At 57.7% G+C, this 20,073-nt stretch carries 19 protein-coding genes; 5 read left to right on the forward strand and 14 right to left on the reverse strand.

From position 1 onward, the window contains the following. Positions 1-11 precede the first annotated feature (11 nt). Together ACR0B3_RS06935 and ACR0B3_RS06940 are read left to right on the forward strand one after the other, a co-directional pair. Positions 12-1,322, forward strand: a complete 1,311-nt coding sequence (locus tag ACR0B3_RS06935; protein WP_480808413.1) for a gluzincin family metallopeptidase — start codon at positions 12-14, stop codon at positions 1,320-1,322. Between the two features lie 137 nt (positions 1,323-1,459). Further along, positions 1,460-2,380: a pentapeptide repeat-containing protein gene (locus tag ACR0B3_RS06940; protein WP_480808414.1), complete on the forward strand. Its 921-nt coding sequence runs from the start codon at positions 1,460-1,462 to the stop codon at positions 2,378-2,380. Between the two features lie 101 nt (positions 2,381-2,481). On the opposite strand, the gene ACR0B3_RS06945 is transcribed toward ACR0B3_RS06940, so the two are convergent. Beyond that, positions 2,482-3,246: a nuclear transport factor 2 family protein gene (locus ACR0B3_RS06945; protein ID WP_480808415.1), complete on the reverse strand. Its 765-nt coding sequence runs from the start codon at positions 3,244-3,246 to the stop codon at positions 2,482-2,484. 181 nt (positions 3,247-3,427) lie between these two features. Between ACR0B3_RS06945 and ACR0B3_RS06950 the strand changes: the two genes are divergently transcribed. Further along, complete coding sequence (locus ACR0B3_RS06950; protein WP_480808416.1) at positions 3,428-3,805, forward strand: winged helix-turn-helix transcriptional regulator; 378 nt, start codon at positions 3,428-3,430, stop codon at positions 3,803-3,805. A 42-nt stretch (positions 3,806-3,847) separates the two neighbouring features. Here ACR0B3_RS06950 and ACR0B3_RS06955 read toward each other — a convergent pair whose 3' ends face one another. From ACR0B3_RS06955 to ACR0B3_RS07015, 13 genes are all read right to left on the reverse strand, one after another. Next, positions 3,848-5,617, reverse strand: a complete 1,770-nt coding sequence (locus ACR0B3_RS06955; RefSeq protein WP_480808417.1) for an adenylate/guanylate cyclase domain-containing protein — start codon at positions 5,615-5,617, stop codon at positions 3,848-3,850. An 86-nt stretch (positions 5,618-5,703) separates the two neighbouring features. Next, on the reverse strand, positions 5,704-6,330 hold the full coding sequence (locus ACR0B3_RS06960) for a GNAT family N-acetyltransferase (protein WP_480808418.1): 627 nt from the start codon (positions 6,328-6,330) through the stop codon (positions 5,704-5,706). A gap of 151 nt (positions 6,331-6,481) precedes the next feature. Beyond that, complete coding sequence (locus tag ACR0B3_RS06965; protein WP_039542759.1) at positions 6,482-6,781, reverse strand: lipid-A-disaccharide synthase N-terminal domain-containing protein; 300 nt, start codon at positions 6,779-6,781, stop codon at positions 6,482-6,484. Then, positions 6,778-7,539 carry a glycosyltransferase family 2 protein gene (locus ACR0B3_RS06970; protein ID WP_480808419.1) on the reverse strand — a complete coding sequence of 254 codons (762 nt, stop codon included), beginning with the start codon at positions 7,537-7,539 and terminating at the stop codon, positions 6,778-6,780. Before ACR0B3_RS06970 ends, ACR0B3_RS06965 begins: the two co-directional genes overlap by 4 nt. A gap of 140 nt (positions 7,540-7,679) precedes the next feature. Further along, the gene (locus ACR0B3_RS06975) at positions 7,680-9,164 is read right to left on the reverse strand and encodes an ArnT family glycosyltransferase (RefSeq protein WP_480808420.1); all 1,485 of its coding nucleotides are present in this window, start codon (positions 9,162-9,164) and stop codon (positions 7,680-7,682) included. Between the two features lie 138 nt (positions 9,165-9,302). Further along, on the reverse strand, positions 9,303-10,292 hold the full coding sequence (locus ACR0B3_RS06980) for a C45 family autoproteolytic acyltransferase/hydolase (protein ID WP_480808421.1): 990 nt from the start codon (positions 10,290-10,292) through the stop codon (positions 9,303-9,305). 8 nt (positions 10,293-10,300) lie between these two features. Next, positions 10,301-11,749: a biotin carboxylase gene (locus tag ACR0B3_RS06985; RefSeq protein WP_480808422.1), complete on the reverse strand. Its 1,449-nt coding sequence runs from the start codon at positions 11,747-11,749 to the stop codon at positions 10,301-10,303. A 17-nt stretch (positions 11,750-11,766) separates the two neighbouring features. Further along, positions 11,767-14,499, reverse strand: coding sequence for an aminotransferase class I/II-fold pyridoxal phosphate-dependent enzyme (locus ACR0B3_RS06990; protein ID WP_480808423.1), 2,733 nt, complete (start codon positions 14,497-14,499; stop codon positions 11,767-11,769). A gap of 42 nt (positions 14,500-14,541) precedes the next feature. Beyond that, complete coding sequence (locus ACR0B3_RS06995; RefSeq protein ID WP_480808424.1) at positions 14,542-15,510, reverse strand: carbon-nitrogen hydrolase family protein; 969 nt, start codon at positions 15,508-15,510, stop codon at positions 14,542-14,544. Further along, complete coding sequence (locus ACR0B3_RS07000) at positions 15,507-15,644, reverse strand: hypothetical protein (RefSeq protein WP_480808425.1); 138 nt, start codon at positions 15,642-15,644, stop codon at positions 15,507-15,509. Before ACR0B3_RS07000 ends, ACR0B3_RS06995 begins: the two co-directional genes overlap by 4 nt. Then, complete coding sequence (locus tag ACR0B3_RS07005; protein ID WP_480808426.1) at positions 15,641-15,991, reverse strand: hypothetical protein; 351 nt, start codon at positions 15,989-15,991, stop codon at positions 15,641-15,643. The genes ACR0B3_RS07000 and ACR0B3_RS07005 overlap by 4 nt, the downstream gene beginning before the upstream one ends. Beyond that, on the reverse strand, positions 15,988-16,461 hold the full coding sequence (locus ACR0B3_RS07010) for a VOC family protein (RefSeq protein WP_480808427.1): 474 nt from the start codon (positions 16,459-16,461) through the stop codon (positions 15,988-15,990). The genes ACR0B3_RS07005 and ACR0B3_RS07010 overlap by 4 nt, the downstream gene beginning before the upstream one ends. A 138-nt stretch (positions 16,462-16,599) precedes the next feature. Beyond that, entirely contained in the window at positions 16,600-17,166 is a 567-nt protein-coding gene (locus ACR0B3_RS07015; RefSeq protein ID WP_170722561.1) for a cupin domain-containing protein, read from the reverse strand. 149 nt (positions 17,167-17,315) lie between these two features. Between ACR0B3_RS07015 and ACR0B3_RS07020 the strand changes: the two genes are divergently transcribed. Both ACR0B3_RS07020 and ACR0B3_RS07025 read left to right on the forward strand, forming a co-directional pair. After that, complete coding sequence (locus tag ACR0B3_RS07020; RefSeq protein WP_480808428.1) at positions 17,316-18,593, forward strand: 4-aminobutyrate--2-oxoglutarate transaminase; 1,278 nt, start codon at positions 17,316-17,318, stop codon at positions 18,591-18,593. A gap of 2 nt (positions 18,594-18,595) precedes the next feature. Then, a complete protein-coding gene (locus ACR0B3_RS07025; RefSeq protein WP_480808429.1) occupies positions 18,596-20,071 on the forward strand; it encodes an NAD-dependent succinate-semialdehyde dehydrogenase in 1,476 nt (491 codons plus the stop codon). The last annotated feature ends 2 nt before the right edge of the window (positions 20,072-20,073 follow it).

Genomic DNA, 20,073 nt, shown 5'->3' on the forward strand with positions numbered 1-20,073 from the left:
GGGAGGGAAAATTGGCGATCTGGCCCGACTATTCAGAGAATGAAACCCCCGGTACGCGGTTCCTGTTGTACCCGCAATCGCCCTATTTAGAGCCGAATTCAAAGCCTGAACTGGTTGAGATTTCGGCCCCGCAAGGCACTATCGGTCCGGGCCCGTCCGGGCCGCGCATGTATGCGATGTACCCGGTCGACAAGACCACCCCGTATGGCGCGATGATCGAGGGTGAGGACGGCCCCGAGATGTATCTGCCTGCCTGGGACGGCTATATCCTGCCACCGCCCGAGCCGGATGAGTTCGGCAATTTCATCCATATCGATCCAGATGATCCGGCCTTTGAAGCCGCCCATCTGTTTGGCGCCGCTCATTTCACCATGGATGTGTGGGAGGGCTACTTTAATCGTCCGATCCCCTGGCATTTCGCGCGTGACTTTGAGCGGCTTGAGCTATCGCTGCTGCCCAGCCTCGACAACGCGCATATCGGGTGGGGGTTTCTGGAAACCGGCGGCACCCGCGATATCGGTGACGAATACCGCCCCTACAGCCTGAACTTTGACGTGGTCGCGCATGAGATCGGCCATGCCATCATCTACAGCGTGGTCGGCATGCCATCAGACGAGGATGCGACCGGCGAATATTACGGCTTTCATGAATCCGCAGCCGATATGGTCGCGCTGCTGGCGTCGCTGCATTTCGGCTCGGTCGTGGATGAGCTGCTGAAAAACACGCGCGGCAACCTTTATACCTATAACCGCCTGAGCCGCTTTGCCGAGCTGTCGCAGAACTCACAAATCCGCATCGCCGCCAATGACCGGACCCTGTCCGAGTTCTCGCATGGCTGGTCCAGTGAACACGCCCTGTCGGAACCGCTGACCGGGGCGATGTTCGACATACTGGTCGATATCTACCACGAACGGCTGGTCGCCCATGATGTCATTGACCCAGAGATGGAAGAGCTATCGGACGAGCTGGAGGGATCCGACGAATATAACGCGATCATGCAGGACCTGTTCGACGAACACTATGCCGCTGACCCCGAGGGCTTTCGCGTTGCCCTGATCGAAGCGCGGGACCTGCTGGGATCCTACCTTGCGGATGCGTGGGAAAAGCTGGACCCCGACATGCTGAGTTACTTTGGCGTCGAGCGTGCTTTGGTCATGGTTGATCACGAGGTCACTGGCGGGGCATTCCGACAAATCATCGAAGGCAATTTCCGCATGCGAGACATCGGATTGACATCGCCGGGACCTCGGTTAACCAAGCCGGATGGATCAAGCCACGCAGCGTCAGTTCGAACATTGTCACCCGAGGTCGAAGACCCTTAAAGTCTTTGTTTTCGCCTCAGTATTATGGCAGGTTGTGCGCACGGGGTGATAAGAGTGACAATCAACGCGCACTGAATGCGCAAACCGGGACAGGCGAGGCAATCGGCAGCGTCAAACCCCGATAGGGAGAAAGCGATATGTCTGAGTCGTTACTCAGTTTTTCCGAGGTATTACTGTTTGGGCGAGAGTTAAACGATTTAAAACTGAAACAGCGTTCGGTCCGTCTGGCCGAAGAGGTCGACGCAGACCATGATTTCAGTAAGAAATTCACGAAAATCGACGGCGTGCATGTGCGCGAAGACGATCGCGTTCTGGTGCAGGTCGGGGATGCGGCGAACGAAAAGTCGGGCATCTACAAGGTCGTCAAGGACGGCGACAAGTACAGATTCGACAAGCGCAAGAAGGCCCCGCACGACTCGTTGGTCTATATCCGTCGGGGTCGTCAGTTCAAACACACCCATTGGCAACAGGTCGCCAACCGGCACTCAGAGCAGTTGTTCATCGAACAAGATGGCCGCCGGAGGGGTCGCGGCGTCAATAATTTCATCGGGGACCAGTTCGGAGGCGATGCACGGCTGGCCCGGATCTACGGCTTCGCCTACGACGGCACTTACTACGAGATGCCCGAGCCCACGATCTTCCTTGTTCATGGCGAAGGCGAGAGCGCCACGGGTGGCAACATGCCCCACGGCTTCAAACTGCAAACCAGCAATGATGCCGACGCGCCGGACACCACGCAACAGGCCGCGCGTGCGCCGATGAACCCCTCGGTTTCGGGTGTCGCGGCAGCGGACTATCAGATGGCCAACGACATCCGCGTCTGGAACTACGATCAGGCCGATTACACCATCCGCATGGATATCGCAGCGGGTCAGATCGAAGACGTGCTGCTGGACGTCTACTTCGAATATGACGCCCCGATGATGTCCGGAGCCAAGGTCTCGGGCGCCAAGGTGAGCGGGGCCAAGGTCTCGGGCGCGAAGGTCAGCGGGGCCAAGGTATCCGGTGCTAAGGTGTCAGGTGCCAAAGTCAGCGGCGCAAAGGCACGTGGTGAATAGGAAGGCTGAAATGATCCTGACCGATTGACGTTTGGTTTTATTCCAACGTCTGCTTTGGGTTGGCGGGCCATTTATGCCTGACCCGCCATCCCTTTCGAAGATCAGAACTTGCCGTTTTCGTGCGCCATTTCGGCTGGCGTAGGCGAAACAACGTCCCAATGTTCAACGATCTTTCCATCTTCGACGCGCCATAGGTCGAAGAAGGCCCAAGGGTTCCCGCTGACGGTGGCATCTGAGGCGACAAAGACAAAGTTGCCTTCGGCCACCACAATTTGCGGCTCGAACTTGGTGATCACATTCCCCTGCTCTGCCCAGGCTTTGGTGCCCTCGATCAGGCCATCGATCCCATCGGCAAGCATTGGATTGTGCTGCATGTAGACCTCGGAATACATCGGAGCTTTCTCGAGCGCGGCACCGCCCAGAACGTCGCGCACAAACCCGAGAACCAGCGCCTTATTTTCTTCGGTTTTATCGAGGTCAGTGATCTCGGTCGGTCCATCTGTCATGCCACGGCCCGACACTGTCGTTTCGGGAACGGGCTGCAAATTATCCCAATGTTCGGCAACCTTGCCGTCCTCGACCCGGAAAATGTCAAAGGCGGCGAGGCTCGGTGCGCCGAAAGCGTCCGCGTTGTCAAACGTGCTGTGTAACACGACCATATCGCCCTCGGTGATGACCCGGTGGGTAGTTGCGGACATCCCGGATTGTTCAACCAACGGGATCAAGCCAGCCAGGCCTTCGGCTCCGGTCGGGACTCGCGGGTTGTGCTGAATATAGTCCGGGGTAACGAGCTGTAGCGCAGCTTGCGGGTCATGTTCGGCAAAGGCCGCGGTGAATAGGGCGATGACAAGTTCTTTGGGGGACATGTTGAATTCCTCTGATTCGTATCTACTGGATACGTGGTAGCAAATCCATACCACATTGCAATTACGTACTTTGAGCTAACCTGGTACGCTTGAGGCTACCAGCTTGTTATTGAGGGAGTTGTGCCGAGACCAAGGTCGCGCTACTGTGCGATTAAGTTTCGAAACAATACCAGAGACTGAGATGCTACCAATCGGCGTTGCCAGCAAGGCAGAAGCTTCCAACTGCTCAATCCGTTCCGTACTGTCCAATGTGACGGGCAAATGGCGGATGATCATCATCCTTGCGCTGGAAGATGAGCCGAAACGCTTCGGCGATCTTAAGCGCTGCATCGGAGATATTACACAAAGTGTGCTGACCGAAAACCTCCGCGGGTTACAGCGGGATGGTTACCTGACTCGCACCGTCGATCCCGGACCGCCAGTAGCCGTGTCCTATGAATTGACACCTTTGGGTCGAAGCTTGCTTGAAATGCTGAAACCGCTTGTCTTCTGGTCGCATGAACAAATGGATGAGGTCAGGCGATTGCGCATGCAGTTCGACCGTGAACAGACAAGTTGACTTTGTGGGCAGCACCAAGAGCGGGCAATATCAAATAGCCGCTTAGAACCCGGCCTTCTTCAGCCCCTCGACAAAATGCTGCGTGTCGTCGGACAGGCGGTCTGGCTGGACCTTGGCCCACCGCGACAGTGAAAAATTGGGATGCACCGCGCGGTGTTTATCGGCGATCTGGCGGGCCATGTCCAATTCGCCCTTATGGGCATAGCTGGCGGCCAGCACGCGCTGCCCTTCGGTCGGGTTGTTCATCTTGTTCACGCATGAGATCACATCGTCATAGCGTTTGAGATTGTAATAGGCCCCGCCCAGATGCCACAGATATTGATCAGGGAAATAGGGGTTCAGGCGCATGGCCTGCTGCAGATGCTTGATGGCGGTTTCGTTGTCGCCCCAATGGGCCAGCGCATCGGCGTAGTCCGAATGCATATCCGCATCATTGGGGTTCAGCTGCAGCGCGCGTTTGTAGGATTCGATCGCCGAGTCGTGCTCTTTTCGATAGAGCTGCACGTAGCCCAATTCCCCGAACCCGCGCGCGTCAGTCGGATCAAGCTCCACGGCGCGTTGAGCCAGCTTTAGGGCCTTGTCCAAAGCGCTGTTTGGATCTTCGGTCCAGGAATAGCGCCAATCGATGTTGAGCGTGCGCGACAAGGCCGCCGCGGCCCGTGCATACCCGCCGTCGCGTTCCAGCGCTGATTCGTAGCAATGTTGCGCTTTGCGATTGTCGTTGCGGGTGTATTTGAAAATATGGTGTTGCCCCTGCAGGACCGAGCCATAGGCCCGCAGGTCTGACGGGATGGCTTGCACCATACGCTGCTTCTCGTGCGACTCGATCATCACTGCGGTGGCCGCGACGATGCATTCGGTCACTTCGTCAAGAATGTCGAAGATATCGTCGATCTTGCGGTCAAACCGTTCGCCCCAGATGGTGCGTTCGGTGTTGGCGTCAATCAGCTCGGCCGTGATGCGGATGCGGCTGGATGAGCGACGCACGCTGCCGCGCGCGATGTAGCGTACGTTCAGGCGCCGCGCGGCCTCTTTCGGCGGCATCGACTGGGCCTTGAAAAAGAATGATGAGTTCCGAGCGATGATGAACAGGTTCCGGAACTTGGACAGGTTCATGATGATGTCATCGGTCAGCCCTTCGGCGACCCAACTGTCATCTTCATCCCCGCCCTGGCTGGTGAAGGGCAGCACCGCAACCGATGGAATATCGGGCCGTTCCAACACCTCAAGCTGCATCTCCGGGCGCAAGGTGGCGGCCATAGTGGCACCTTCAACCTCGGTGCGGACACAATAGGTGGCAACCGGAGACAGGATGTTCTTCAGTTGTTTGGGACCGAGGAATTCATAGCCATAGCGCAGGCGGTTGCGGATCTGTTCATACACGGCGGCGCTGACGTAAACCCGCTCGGGCTCGGCAATCTCTTGAAGGCGGGCGGCGATGTTGACGTTGTCACCATGGATGCCGCGTTCGTCCATCAGAACTTCGCCCATGTGGACGCCGGCGCGGAACTTGATTTTATGCTCATCGTCCCGTGTCTGATTGTGCTCGGCTGCGATCCGATGCAATTCGATGCTGAATTCAACTGCGCTGGTCGCTGTGTCGAACATCGCAAGTACACCGTCACCGCGCACTTCGATGATCTTGCCTTGGTATTTCGAACACACGGATTCAAGCTGCGAAAGCAAGGATTTCAACGCATTATACGTATCAATCTCATTCTCGCTCATCAGGCGGGAATAACCGACGACATCGGCGAATAGCACCGCGCCAAGTTTCTGCTTGATTGATGTGTCCAAACCGGTCGTGTTCACTGGCAATACTCAATTGTGTTGTCATGTCGAATCCGACACAACTGTTTTAGCAAAAAACATCTCGAAATACGTAACATTTTAGGTACCTACGCCGGATCCGGCGGCCAGGACCAGCCAGAAGCGTCAAAACTGACCACGGTTTCAGGGCCCAGTTCTTTTGCCAAAACCTCTCGCCGGACCCGCCAATCCTGCTGCAACATGCCAACAACGACCATGTCGTGGAACTGCCCATCCGCAAACCAGGCCTGACGCATGGTGCCTTCAATCTCGCAACCGATCCGCTGAATCAGATCACGGCTGCTGTGATTGTCGGCCCGGTAGTACGACGTGATGCGGTTCATTCCCAATTGCCGGAATGCAAAGTCCAGCATCAAGGCAACCGAACGCACCGCCACGCCATGTCGCCGGATGGATTTGTCGACAAATATTGGAACCACGGCATCGCGGTTGACGTTGGAAATCGCTTCGAGCCCCGTTATTCCCACCAAATCGCCGCTGTCGGATTCGATTGCGAACCAGCATTTGCAGCAATCTTTTGAGCCGCTGATCGCCTCCTCCCAATACTGCTCGGTCTGTACCAGGTTCTGAGGGATGCGCGTGGTGCGATCAAACAGGGCCAGGTCCTGGATATCCTGAAACCAACGCGCAACGGTCCCCAGGTCCGCTTTTTCCAGGGGGCGCAGTCTGAACAGCCGGGGTGAGCTATCGGGCAAGAGAACACATCCTTCGAATACAAATCTGAAAATCTATTCGCCCGATACTAGCACGAAATTTTCAGAAACAATAAGAGGTTGTTCACACAAAATGTGCATCGGCCACGACCCGCTGACACAGGCTGACAGATCGGTAAATGTGCCTGATTGCCTAGCGGTTTTCGGCGCGAATCAAGAAGATATTGCGCAGGTAGATCGACAGGCCCATCGACTGACCCAGGATAAAGACCGGATCGCGGCGGTAGATCGCATAGCTCAGCAGGATCAACCCACCGCCAATCGACAGATACCAGAACGCCATCGGGATGACGGATTTCTTGGCCCGTTCCGAGGTGATCCACTGCACGATGAAGCGGGCGCTGAACATCAGCTGCCCGGCCAGACCGATGAAGACCCAAAGCGCCTCGGTCGGGCTGTCTACGTGCAGGATTTCCAGAATAGTCTCTTTCATGACCGCGACGCCTCGGTTGCCGAAACGGACTTGGCGCGACGGGTCAGCCAGACAACGCCGAACAGATCCCAGATACCGACCATGGCCCGCCCGAAATTGGTATATTTGGATTCGCCCGACAGGCGCTGCTGATGCGCCACATCCACCAGCGCGATATTCCAGCCATAGGCTTTGAACAGCGCAGGCAGGTAGCGGTGCATGTGATTGAAGAAGGGCAGATCAAGAAAGGCCTGTCTGCGGAACGCCTTGAAGCCACAACCAGTGTCGCGGGTGCCATCTTTTAGCATCCAGCCCCGCAGTGCATTGGCAAAGCGCGAGGCGAGCTTTTTCGACGCGGTGTCTTTGCGGCCAACCCGCTGCCCCGCCACAAGGCCGATTGAGGCATCGTCGCCCGACACCAGCGGCGCCCAGATCTTTGGCAGTTCTTCCGGCGGATTCTGCCCGTCACCATCCAGCGTACAGCAGATATCGGCGCGTGCTTCCTTGACACCGGAATGCACCGCAGCGCTTTGGCCGCCTGCTGTTTTGTGCTGCAGGATGCGCAGTTGCGGACACTCCTTCTGCATCTCTTGCAGGGCTGTAAAAGTGCCATCGGTCGATCCGTCATCCACCGCAATGATCTCGAACGCGAGCAGTTCAGCAGCGGCAGCGCTGATACCTTGAATGAGACCGGAAACCGCGCCCTGCTCATTATGCATGGGAATCACGATCGACACAGTCGGTCGAGCGTCAGCGTTGGCATCGTGATCAGCGGGCATGGCGGATAACTTTAATTGTTTCAGTCTCAGGGCTTTTGCGGGATCAACGGCAAAAATTCAAGTGGCCACCGCAGTGCAAGCCAACATCTGCGCAACTTGGCAGGGCATGGTGCTGCGATGGCACGGAATACGCCGCGCGCTTATTCAGAGGTGGGTGTAATGCCGGTTGCGGACCAGTAGACCAGTCCTTCAACCGCTGTTGGCTGCGTCTCAAGCCCAATCAGATCCGGGGCTAGCTGGGACAGCTCGCCTTCCGAACAAAGCCCACGCAATGGCCCAGAGGTATAGCCGAACCTCTCGAGGTATCTGTGCAGCTCAAGCCGTCTGAGATAGACAAACCGCCTACCATTTGAGGCAAAAACCGATGCGGCACCGGGCGGTACGCGCAACTTGCGGTCATGGGCGCAGAGCAGCAGAGTTTCATCCGGTTGCAGCATCGCACCCAGCGGGGTCAGAATCTCGGCCTCGGGCACGCCCAGACGCACGCGGCCCTTACCCAAATCGGTGGCGTCGCGGTCATAGAACACGCCGCCTGACACAAAAACCAGACCCAGCGCTGCGACCATCCCCGCCCAGCGCAGGCGTTTAACCGAAAACAGCAGACCGGTGGCTGCCACCATCAACATCGGTAGGATCAACAAGGTGTAGCGTGCATAGACCTTGCCCGCAGCAGCCCACATCATGATGACGAAGAACGCAGCAATCCCAGTCGCGGCCAGCAGCCGTGGCCGCTTTTGCAAGAACGGCAGCGCACAGATGCCGACAAAGCCCAGCAGGCGCAACCAGGGTTCGCCCGCAAAGATCAGATCATAGAGCTTCCCGAATCCGCGATCGCTGAGCGATGGACGAAAGCGATCCAGCATCTCGCCTTTGATGTTCCCATCGAGCGAGTCGCCAAAGAGAAATCGAAGCTCTTGCAGGATTGGCCAGGCGAAGGCCAGCGGGATCGCGATCTTAAGCGTTCGGCGAAACGTGCGGTTCTGCCAGACCTCGCTGAATGGTTCCGCCTGCCATCTGTTGGTCAGCTTCAGCGTCAGCAGCGCCAGCGCCAGAAAGGCCAGCGGGGTTGGGCTTTTCTGCAGTGCGGCCAGCACGAGGGTCGCGCCGAAATAGGGCCAGTATTTCGGCTTTTCCAACGCCGCCAGCAGGGCCGCAATTCCGAGGGTCGAAAAGAACACCGCGCCGGTATCCAGCATCGCGGATGTCGCATGTTGCCAGAACTGCAGTGACGTGGCCACCAACAGGACCGAGGGCAACATGGCCAAAGGGCTGTCGGGGATCATCACCCGCGCCAGCACAGCCGTTGCCATCAGCGCGCCCAGCGCAAAGATCATCGATGGCAGGCGCAGGGCCAAGATATCGGACACGCCGAATTCCATCAGCAGCGCTGACATCCAGTACTGCATGGGCGGCTTTTTCAGGCTGGGCTCGTTATTGGAATAGACGGCCAGCCAATCGCCGTTGCGCGCAAACCCGGTGCTGCGGTCATAGGTGTAGAATTCATCATAGTGATAGATGTTCCCCACCCCCAGATCGGTCAGATACCAGGACCATACCAGAACCATCACCAATGCGGTGGCGATGTAAGGAAGCGATCTTAGCCAATTTGGGGAAGTACCGGTCATGCTGTCCGTGGTCCTATCGCGTCATAGAAATATGTGGTGTTGATCCCGCCGGGTCTGATCTGAAACCGCCGCGCGACGCGCCCCAATTATTGCGTCACCCGTCCAAGAGCAAGATGTTTAGAAGGGCAGTTGCGCCTGTCAGACTGCAGGCTCGGCCTCGTCGGGCAACATCAGGTTCAGCTCACCCTCTTTGAAGCTATCGAAGGACAGATCCCAGCCCGCACCGGGCCAAAGCAGTTGCAGCTGCTTCTTCGCAGGCCGATAGACCGCGGTGTACAGCGTGCCGAAACCCGATTTGAACGCCGTCGAATAAAGCGGCGGACGCAGGAAGGCATCGATAAACCGCTTTTCGCTTTCCGAGTGCTGGTTGAGACGGTTGAGCAGAAAACGCTCACGCTCAACAGTGGCCGTAAAGCGCGCATGTGTGGACCATTCGACATGGCCCTGATGGTTGGTCGCCACCGGCTGGTCCGAGATTTGCGGGTGCCGATCTGGGGCTAGATACACCGTGCTGTGGTTGTACTTGGCGTCCAGAACGGTGACGTTATAGCTCATATGGCAGGGGATGCGGCACAGTGCGTCGACCGCCTCGGCCGTTGTCTCGCAGGTTTGCAGGACATAGCGCAGGATCAAGGGAACGCCGAAGCCGTCGCCGACCTCGCGCCGCCCGCCAAAGGTGAGCGAGACCGTCAGACCGGCATCGTTGATGCCGTCGAGCAAGCCCAATACGCCGTCGCTCATCCCGATCACCCCGCGCCCGTTCCAGTGGGTTTTCAGCAGGGCGGCATCAAAGGTTTTCGGATGGTAATCATAGTTGCGCACCAGAAACGGGGTCTTGCCCCGCCAGATCGCCTGACTGCAGCCCGACAGGTATTTTGGCGGGCAGTAGAAGCTGAGAAACCGCGCCTGGCTATCGCTGCCGCCGACCAGTTCAACGACCTCTTCATACAGCGGCAACAGCTCGGGCATGTGTTTTTGCAGGGCACGCAGGCATTCGCGATAGGTGGGACGGGCCGTGAACCCTTCTTGCGCCCACCATTTCCGATAGGCGGGCCAGTATTCGGCAAACAGCCCGGCCAGCTTGGGACCGGGCTGCGCTTCGTCGATTGAGCGAAAAACAAGCGTCATAGGGCTTTCTACATGATTTTGAACGCAGGGTCTTGCATCGGTTGCGCGGCAGGCAGCGGTTCAGCGGCGTAGGCCGAGGTGATGCCGTGAATCCACTTCTTCGACTTGTCGGTCAGTTTGAAGCCCTTAGTCATCGACCGCCCGCGCGTTACCAGAATTCCGAGGTCAGCGCCTTCATAGCGGTAATCGCCCACGTTAGAGATGCGCAGGAAAAATGCCTCATTCTCGCCTACCGCACGGCGGTGATAGTCGAAGCGGTCAAACACCACTCGGCCATCTTCCAGCATCTTGTAGATGCCCGATTGTGGGGCCTGCGTGATGCGATCCACGCTGTCATCGGTGTGTTTGATCACCATCTGCGACCAGCTGTCGATCATATCTGGGTCGGCCCAGCGGGCGTTCAGTTCCTCGACATCCAGCTCAAACGGTTTCTTCGAGAATTCCAACAGGTGAAACAGGAACAGCGGCGCGTCGGCATGGGCAAAGGCCGCATGGTTGGTCATCGAACTGGCGCCGGTGATGCGGGGGTTCAGCTCTCCCAGCCACAACTCATCGGTTTTCTTGTCGATCAGGAAGTCGAGCTCGAAATACCCGCGATAGCCGGATTTGCGCAGCTCTTCCCCGAATTGGAAGGTCAATTGCCGCGCCTGTTCGCGGGCCTTGGGCGGAAAGGCGGTCGAGAAAATCTCATTCCCGCACCAGCCACCACGGTATGGGGTAAGCTCTTTGAAGCCCACAAGCTCGGTCATCAGCGGGCCAACAATTGTGCCTTCCGAGGTCGCGCAAGCCTCGATTGCCGCCCCGCGACAATCGATCCGCTTCATTATCTTGATCTCGCCTTCGCCGATGATCTCGTCTTTGTGCTTGTTGAAATCAGCTTCGGACTTGATGAAAAACGTCGTATGGCCGCTGTCGCCAAAGGCGGATTGCAGCACCAGATCGTGGCCCAGCCCGGCCTTGTCGCAGATTTTCCGCAGGTGATCATAGCCTTTGACCACACTCAGCGTGTTGGGCACCGAGGGCACACCCGCTTTGTTGCCAATGCGAACCGTTTCGATCTTGTTGTCGCATTTGGTGCGCAGTTTGGCCTTGGGGAACCACAGCTGACCGCCCAGTTCCTTGACCAGCTTTTCAGTCGTCTCATCAAACATCAGGAATACAAACTTGGGCTTTCCACCACGCCGCTTGACCAGATCGATGACCTCTTTGTGCTGCAACAGATAGTTGTTGATGTCTTCTATCGACTGGAATTCGTCATGCGGCATCTCAGAGGGCACGAACACGTTCGGATGTCGCCCGTCAAAGCAATCCATGTAGCAGATATAGGTGAAATTCATCACCCATTCATCCAGCCCCAACAGGTTGAAATTGGTCGCCGACACGAAATAGATCGGGTCCTTGTTGGTGTGGAAATACCGGCGGATTTCCGAAATGTTCTTGAGAACCTTCTTTGGCATGTGTTCCTCCCAGCCCCTTATTTCTTTTTGACTGACTTCAAAGCGTCTTCGGTAAATATGCGCAGGCCAAGATCGGCGCGGAATCCGTGGATTTCCGAGACGTCCAATTCCTGCATGAATTTCAGGATTTCGGGGCTGATCACCTGCCCTGGCACCAAAATTGGAAAACCCGGAGGATAGGGGATCACGAAAGTGGCCGAGACCATTTCCTCTCCGGCTTCCAGCCTTTCCAGCATCTCGTTGTCGGGTTCGACATAGTCGCAATTGTCTTCGTCGTAAGACAGGAAGAAGGCGGTGCGAATATCCCCAGCCTCGGTGCCTGTTTCACAGCGGAACGCATCGTGGAAGCGGCTGAAATCGGGCAAAGGCGGGAGGTGTTCACTGAGGTTTCTGACCCGCTTGTCAAAGGCGCGCTTTTCCATCTTGGATGCATCGTCCATCAGGTCGTCCAATTCCTTGGCGATCTCGACCAGAACTTCGATCAGATAAGCGACCGAGCTGCGCGTGGTGCCGATATTGGTCATGAACAGCACGGTATTGCGCGAGGTCTTGTTGATCTGGATGCCGTATTTATCCATCAGGATCTTGGTCTTGAACGTATCGCCATCCCAGCCGGTCGCGCCCACATGCAGAGTGATGCGCGTGGCATCCAGCACGAACTCGTCCTTGGCCCAGCAATCCCAGACATCGGCCCAGCCCTGATCGGGATCGAAATAGCTGGTCATGCCGCTTTCGCGGTACTGTTCGGGGATCATGTCGCCCGCCGTGACCAGCTTGAAGTACTTCCTGAGCAGCGGATGGGTCGTCACCGCCCGGCGGATGGCCATGGCACTTTCGACCTGTCGCTGGACGAATTCATAACCCTCGATCTCAACCTGTCGGCGTCCCACATCCAGCGAGGCGATGATCTGGTAGTTCGGCGAGGTTGAGGTGTGGGTCATATAGGCCTCGTGAAAGGCCTCTTCGACCGCGCCTTTGAACTGCTGATCATTGACGTGGATCATTGAGCCCTGCCGCAGCGCGGTCAGCGTTTTGTGCGTGGATTGCGTTGCATAGACCCGAACCCGCGCATCTGGGGGTGCGATCAGGCGGGTGTCGAGCAAGGTCTCATCATCCGCGCCCGCTAGCTCGGCCTGCTGGGCGGCATAAGCCTCGGCATGGTCGGCCGTTCGGAACTGTTCGCGCAGGATATTGGCCGAGCGCATGGCGGTGCGCACGCGGGTATTGGGCGCAAAGCGGGCATAACCAAACCACGCCTCATCCCACAGGAACACGAGGTCTTTCTTGATCGCCAGACATTCCTGCATCACCCGCTGGACGTTATAGACGATGCCGTCAAAGGTGCAGTTGGTCAGCAGCACCATGCGCACGCGGTCCAGCTTGCCCTCGGCACGCAAGGCCAGCAGTTTATGTTTGATTTCACGGATCGGCACCGCGCCGTACATCGAGTAGTCGTGCAGCGGGTAGCTGTCCATGTAGACCACGCTCGCCCCCGCCAGCACCATGCCGTAATGGTGCGATTTGTGGCAATCACGGTCGACCAGCACAATGTCACCCGGCCTGACCAGCGCCTGTACCACAATTTTGTTGCAGGTTGAGGTGCCGTTTGTGGCGAAAAACGTCTGTTTAGAGCCGAAAGCGCGGGCGGCAGCCTCTTGCGCCTCTTTGATTGGGCCGCGCGGCTCCAGCAGCGAATCCAGCCCGCCCGAGGTGGCCGAGGTTTCGGCCATGAAGATGTTCGATCCGTAGAACGCCCCCATGTCTTGAATCCAGTGGCTGCGGCTGATCGATTTGCCCCGGCTGATCGGCATGGCGTGGAACACGCCTGTGGGCTGTTTGGAATACTCTTTGAGCGCGGTGAAGAACGGCGTCTTGTACCGCCGCTGCACCCCGCGCAGGATGTTCAGATGCAGTTCCAGAAAGTCTTCCTGATTGTAGAACACCCTCCGACACAGGCCCAGATCAAGGCCGGCAATATCCTCGGCTGAGCGATCTGTGATGAGGTATGCATCCAGTTCCGGACGCAGCATACCGATACGGCGGCAGGTTTCAGGGCCGTATTCAGAGGGCGACAGCGCATCAAGGTCAGCGCCCTCGCCATAGAGGCTGATATAACGCCCCAACACATTGGTTTCATTCTTGGATTTCAGGCTCAGGCCCGGGCGGACAATGACCGCCTGTACATTCTGGTTGAACAAAACCCCGATCAGGGCGTCCTCGACGCTGGGAACGACAACGGTTTCATAAATGAACGGGTCTTCGCTGCGGCGCATGCGTTGCAGGCTGGATTGCAGGAAGCGTTCCTGATGCTCGTTGACATTGTCGACGATCATCACCTCGAAATAGGGACGGCCCAGCGCGCGCGCCTCATGGCTTTGGGCCGCTTCATCCTCGAACTCATCGCCTTCGGTTTCATCCGCGATCAGCGGGATCGAACGGCGACGATACGCGCCCGATGTAAGTGCACGCGACACCCTGCGCACGGCGGTTGAAAAATCGCCGAAATTGCCATGGTCCAGCAACCGGCGCAGATAGTCGAAGGCCGACCCCCCAGGAAAAGCGAAATACACCTCTATCGGGGCCAGCGCCTGCAACAATTGCCGCGCGCGGTCTCGATCCTTGTCACTTGCACTTTGATCCAGAGATTCGGCTGTTTCCCGCAGCGCGCTCCATCGGTCTGCTCTCAGCTGTGAGGCGCTGTAGTAGTCCGAGATAGTGTGGAGCTTTTCGCTATCGGAAATGCCGTGCATGAAATTTTTCCTTTCTGCCGATACCGAAAAGCTGCTTCGGTATCAGTCTGTGCCAGAGCGCCCTTTGTATAGAAACAGATTGTCAGGTTTGGTCGTGGCGTCTTCGGTATATCCCAGCGCAGTTCTGGGATCAGATGCGGCAACGCCCGCGACGTCGCCTTTCTGCGGAATGCGGAGCGGGCCGAGCGTGTGCAGATAGGCATCTGCGCCGCTGGAGCGGTCATAAACAGGGAATTCTGCCTCGCGGTCGCGGAAGCTTTTGAGAACCTGACCCAGACCTTTCAGCCCTACCTCACGCTGTCGACGGACTTGATCCAGATCGATCTCGATCGGGAAGATATCTTCTTGCCCCGCAGACTGGTGCAGCACGGTGGCCGAAGGATCAACAACCAACGAGCGGCCTACGCCCCCGGCTGCTAGCCCGTTTACGTCGAACACGTAGCATTGGAACTGCGCAGCGGTGGCCTTGGCGATCGACAACTCGGCCTCGCGGTCGGTTGTGCCGGTCAGAACCGGATGCAACAGAACCTCGACCCCTTGGCTGGTCAGGTGGCGGGTGGTTTCGGGAAACCAGATGTCATAGCAGATCGATAGACCAAACCGACCCACATCCGGCACGTCGAAGATGCAGAATTCCGTGCCCGAGGCGATGTTCTGTTCATAAGGCTTGAACGGGAACATCTTGGAATATTTCGAGACGATCTCACCTTCGGGGTTGATCACCACCGAGGTGTTGAAGATCCGCCCGTCTTCGCGCTTTTCGAACATCGAGCCGGGGATCAGCCAGATTCCAAACCGCCGCGCCGCGTCCTGAAAGCGCGACACGTCGTCATTTGGGAAGGACTGTGCAAACCGATCAAGCGGACCGTGCGGCGCCAGCTCACTGAACAGGGCCATCTGGGTCCAGGGGAACCGTGCCATCATGATGTCGATCCGGTGCAACATCGCGTCGACATTCGACTGCAATGCACCGACATGCATCTGGATTCCGGTTATCGCAAAAGGGGTCATTTCTTGTTTCTTCTCATTTTCTTGCCGATTGCGAACGCCGCTTTGATCTGGCGCTCTTCATCGGAACACAAAACCGTGTGCTCACGCAAGCCTGCTATCCTCAGGCCATGATTTTTCGGGAAATCAGCCTTCATAGAGCCGCTTCCTCCGTCGCATCGTCTGCTAGCGGTTCAACAAAATCGATGTCATTGCGAACCCAGAAGAAGCGGAAGCCACAACTGCGCAGCCATTTCTCAAGCCGGTCGAGGCTGGACCATTCGCGCCGCAGCCCACGCGTGGATTCCACCAGCGCCCACTGGCCATCGACCAGAAAATACACTGTCCAGGTATTGGGATGGGCCGAGTGGTTGGCAAAGCCGCCACTGACTACCTCTCGCGCGGTGCGTACAGCGACAGGATAGTCGCCGATGCGACCCTCAGCCGCGAGGATGGCCAGATCGTTTTGGCGTATCGTGAAAGTAGGAAGCGGGGCGTCGCTCATGCAGCCTCGGGCTGTGTGGCGTTGTCCAGCGCTTTGCGCCGCTCACTGATCTCTGCTGGTTTGAGGTTTTCAAGACGGGTTGCCAGCGTCCAGACATGACCGAACGGATCGGCAATCGTGGCGCAGCGTTCGCCCCAATAGGTATCAGATGGTTCGGCGATCAGGCGCGCGCCGCTTTCCAGCGCGGTTGCCAATGTGGCGTCGGTATCTTCGACATACATGTGATGCCCAACCGGTGCGACCGTTCCCGGCACCATTGGGACATGCGCACCCCAACCAGCGGTGACAAACAGCATTGAATTGCCGATTTTGATCGAGGCAAAACCGGTGGCTTCATCATCGTCCGATGCCTGCACCTTGGCGCCAAAGGCAGCCTTATAAAAAGCCAACGCAGCGGGCACGTCAGAAACGGCAAGCGACGCAGTGCAAGTGCGATAGCCACGTGGCAGAGTGGCAGGTTTCTTTTTCATTCCGGTACTCTCCGAATTGGGCCGGGGGCTGCCCTAAGGATATGCAGGGCAATTCCTGCACTATGCACCATACTGTGGATCAAACCAGAAGATACTGCAACACTATGATGCATAGTGCTGCGTTTTCGTTGCGAGTGCTTAGAAAGTAGGCGGTGTGCAGGCGCTGACGATCCGGCAGACCTCAGGCCCGACCTGACGGAATCGGTGCGGTGTGCGGCTGTCAAAGTAATAGGCATCACCCGGCCCCAGAACTTTGCGCTGATCCCCTACGGTGACTTCGACCCGGCCTGAGATTACCACGCCGCCCTCTTCGGCGTCGTGCCCGTACATCACGCGGCCGGTATCAGCGCCCAGATCATAGGTTTCCTGCAGGATCATCATCGCGCGACCGTGCAGGTTTGAGCCCACCTGCCGCAAAGACAACCCGCCTTTGCCGATCTCAGTCAGTTCTTCAGCGGCATAAAACACGGTCTGCTCAGGCTCGATTTCGAAGGAAAAGAAATCAGACATGCCAATCGGTATCCCCTGCAAAATCCTGCGCAGCGCACCAACCGAAGGGTTCATCTTGCCGGACTCGATCAGCGAAATGGTCGAGTTCGGCACATCCGACTTTTTGGCCAACGCCCGCTGCGACAGGCCCGCCCGTTCGCGCAGGGTCCGCAGGCGCAACCCAAGGGTCAGATCCTCTTGGCTGGTGTTTTTCATGTTCAGTATCCGCAACACTTGATCGTGTCGGGACGGTAAATCAACGGCTTATAAATCACAAGAAACAGGCTTTCGCTTGTAGGTGCAGACACTACAGTCACGCAGTCAAACTTACGGGCTCAGCGCCCGATAACCGGAAAGGACGCAAGATGCTGAACGCTCAGATTGCTGAACGCCGTAATTCCTCAATCGCGCAGGGTGTGGGGATGCAAACACAGGTCTATGTGGACCGTGCCGTGAACTCTGAGGTCTGGGATGTCGAGGGCACGCGTTACATCGATTTCGCCGCCGGTATCGCCGTTGTGAACACCGGGCATTGCCATCCCAAGGTGATGGAAGCGGTGCAAAAACAGGCCGCCAATTTCACCCATACCTGCCATCAGGTGTTGCCATATGAAAACTACATCCGTCTGGGCGAACGCCTGAACGAGAAGGTGCCGGGTGATTTCACCAAGAAAACCGTCTTTGTCACCACCGGAGCCGAAGCGGTTGAAAACGCGGTCAAGATCGCACGCGCTGCCACGGGCCGCCCGGCGGTGATTGCCTTTGGTGGCGGGTTCCATGGTCGGACCTTCATGGGCATGTCGTTGACCGGCAAGGTTCAACCCTATAAGGCAGGTTTCGGCGCGATGATGCCCGACACCTATCACGTCCCGTTCCCGATTGAGCTGCACGGCACCTCGGTCGATGATTCTCTTGGTGCGCTGACCAAGCTGTTCAAGGCCGATCTCGATCCGGGTCGTGTTGCTGCGATCATTATCGAGCCGGTGCAGGGCGAAGGTGGTTTCTACCCTGCGCCTGCGGAACTGATGCGGGGCCTGCGGAGCCTGTGTGACGAACACGGCATCGTTCTGATCGCCGATGAGGTGCAGACTGGTTTTGCCCGCACCGGCAATCTGTTCGCGATGGAGGCCTATGACGTGGCCGCGGATATCACCACCATGGCCAAAGGTCTGGCCGGTGGCTTGCCACTGGCCGCTGTTACAGGACGTGCCGAGCTGATGGATGCCGCACATCCCGGCGGTCTGGGCGGCACTTATGGCGGCAACCCGCTAGGCATTGCCGCTGCCCATGCGGTGATTGACGCAATCGAAGAAGAAGACCTATGCGCCCGCGCCAATGAGCTGGGCTCGCGCCTGAAACAGCGGTTGGAATCGATCCGGGCGCGCACGCCGGAAATCGTCGACATTCGCGGCCCGGGTTTCATGATCGCGGCCGAATTCAACACCGCAGATGGCAGCGCCCCGAACCCCGATATGGCAAACGCCGTGCGCGCCGAGGCACTGAAGCGTGGATTGATCCTGCTGACATGTGGCGTATATGGGAATGTAATCCGTTTCCTTGCGCCATTGACGGTGCAGGACGAGATCTTCGCCGAGGCGATGGATATCCTCGAAGCCTCGATCGACGCTGCCAAAGGAGCCTGAACATGCTGGATACCAAAGTGACCAAGCTGGAGCTGAAAGATCCCAGCCTTCTGGAAACACGCGCCTATATCAACGGCGCATGGGTTGAGGGTGAGACAACCTTTCCCGTCTATAATCCTGCTACCGGTGATCTGATCGCCAACGTGACCGATGTCAGCATCGAAGGCACCGCACAGACCATCGATGCGGCTTATGCCGCGAAGAAGGAGTGGGCTGCACAGACCGGCAAGGAACGCGCTGCGATCCTGCGCAAGTGGTTCGATCTGATGGTCGAAAACGCCGACGATCTGGCCACCATCCTGACCGCCGAAATGGGCAAACCCTGGCCCGAAGCACGCGGTGAAATCCTGTATGGTGCGTCCTTCATCGAGTGGTTCTCGGAAGAAGCCAAGCGTGTTTACGGCGACGTCATCCCCGGCCATCAGCGCGACAAGCGCATCGTGGTGCTGAAACAGCCCGTTGGCGTTGTGGGCTCAATCACGCCGTGGAACTTCCCCAACGCAATGATCGCCCGCAAGGTTGGCCCGGCATTGGCCGTGGGCTGCACCTTCGTGGCGCGCCCTGCAACTCTGACCCCGCTTTCGGCACTGGCGATGGCGGTTCTGGGCGAACGTGCGGGCATTCCGGCAGGCGTGTTCAACGTGATCCCGGGCACTGACAGTTCCGGCGTGGGCAACGAGCTGTGCACCAATGACAAGGTTGCCAAGATCACCTTTACCGGCTCAACCCGCGTGGGTCAGATCCTGATGCGTCAAGCCGCAGGCACGATCAAGAAGATGTCGTTGGAGTTGGGTGGTAATGCGCCGTTCATCGTCTTCGACGACGCCGATGTGGATGCTGCTGTAGATGGCGCGATGATCGCCAAGTTCCGCAACAACGGTCAGACCTGCGTCTGCGCCAACCGCATCTATGTGCAAGCAGGCGTCTATGATGAGTTCGCTGCCAAGCTGGCCGAAAAGACCAAGGCCCTGAACGTTGGCAACGGCTTTGGCGATGGCATCACCACAGGCCCGCTGATCAACGACGCGGCGGTTGCCAAGGTCGAGGAACATATCTCGGACGCGGTTTCCAAAGGTGCAACGGTCACATTGGGCGGTAAACGTTCGGCTCTGGGCGGGACATTCTTTGAACCCACCGTTCTGACCGGCGTGACCCGCGACATGGTAGTGGCAAAGGACGAAACATTTGGCCCTGTTGCACCCCTGTTCAAGTTCGAAGAGGAAGACGACGTGATCGCGATGGCCAATGACAGTGAGTTCGGTCTGGCTTCGTATTTCTACAGCCGCGATCTGGCGCGCGTCTGGCGTGTGGCCGAGGCGCTGGAATCGGGCATGGTTGGCGTCAATACCGGCCTGATCTCAACCGAGGTCGCTCCGTTCGGTGGTGTCAAACAATCCGGCCTGGGCCGCGAGGGTTCGAAGTACGGGACCGAAGATTTCCTTGAGATGAAGTATCTCTGCATGGGTGAAATTCAGTAAGC

Source organism: Ruegeria sp. CE9 (genome assembly GCF_056537425.1).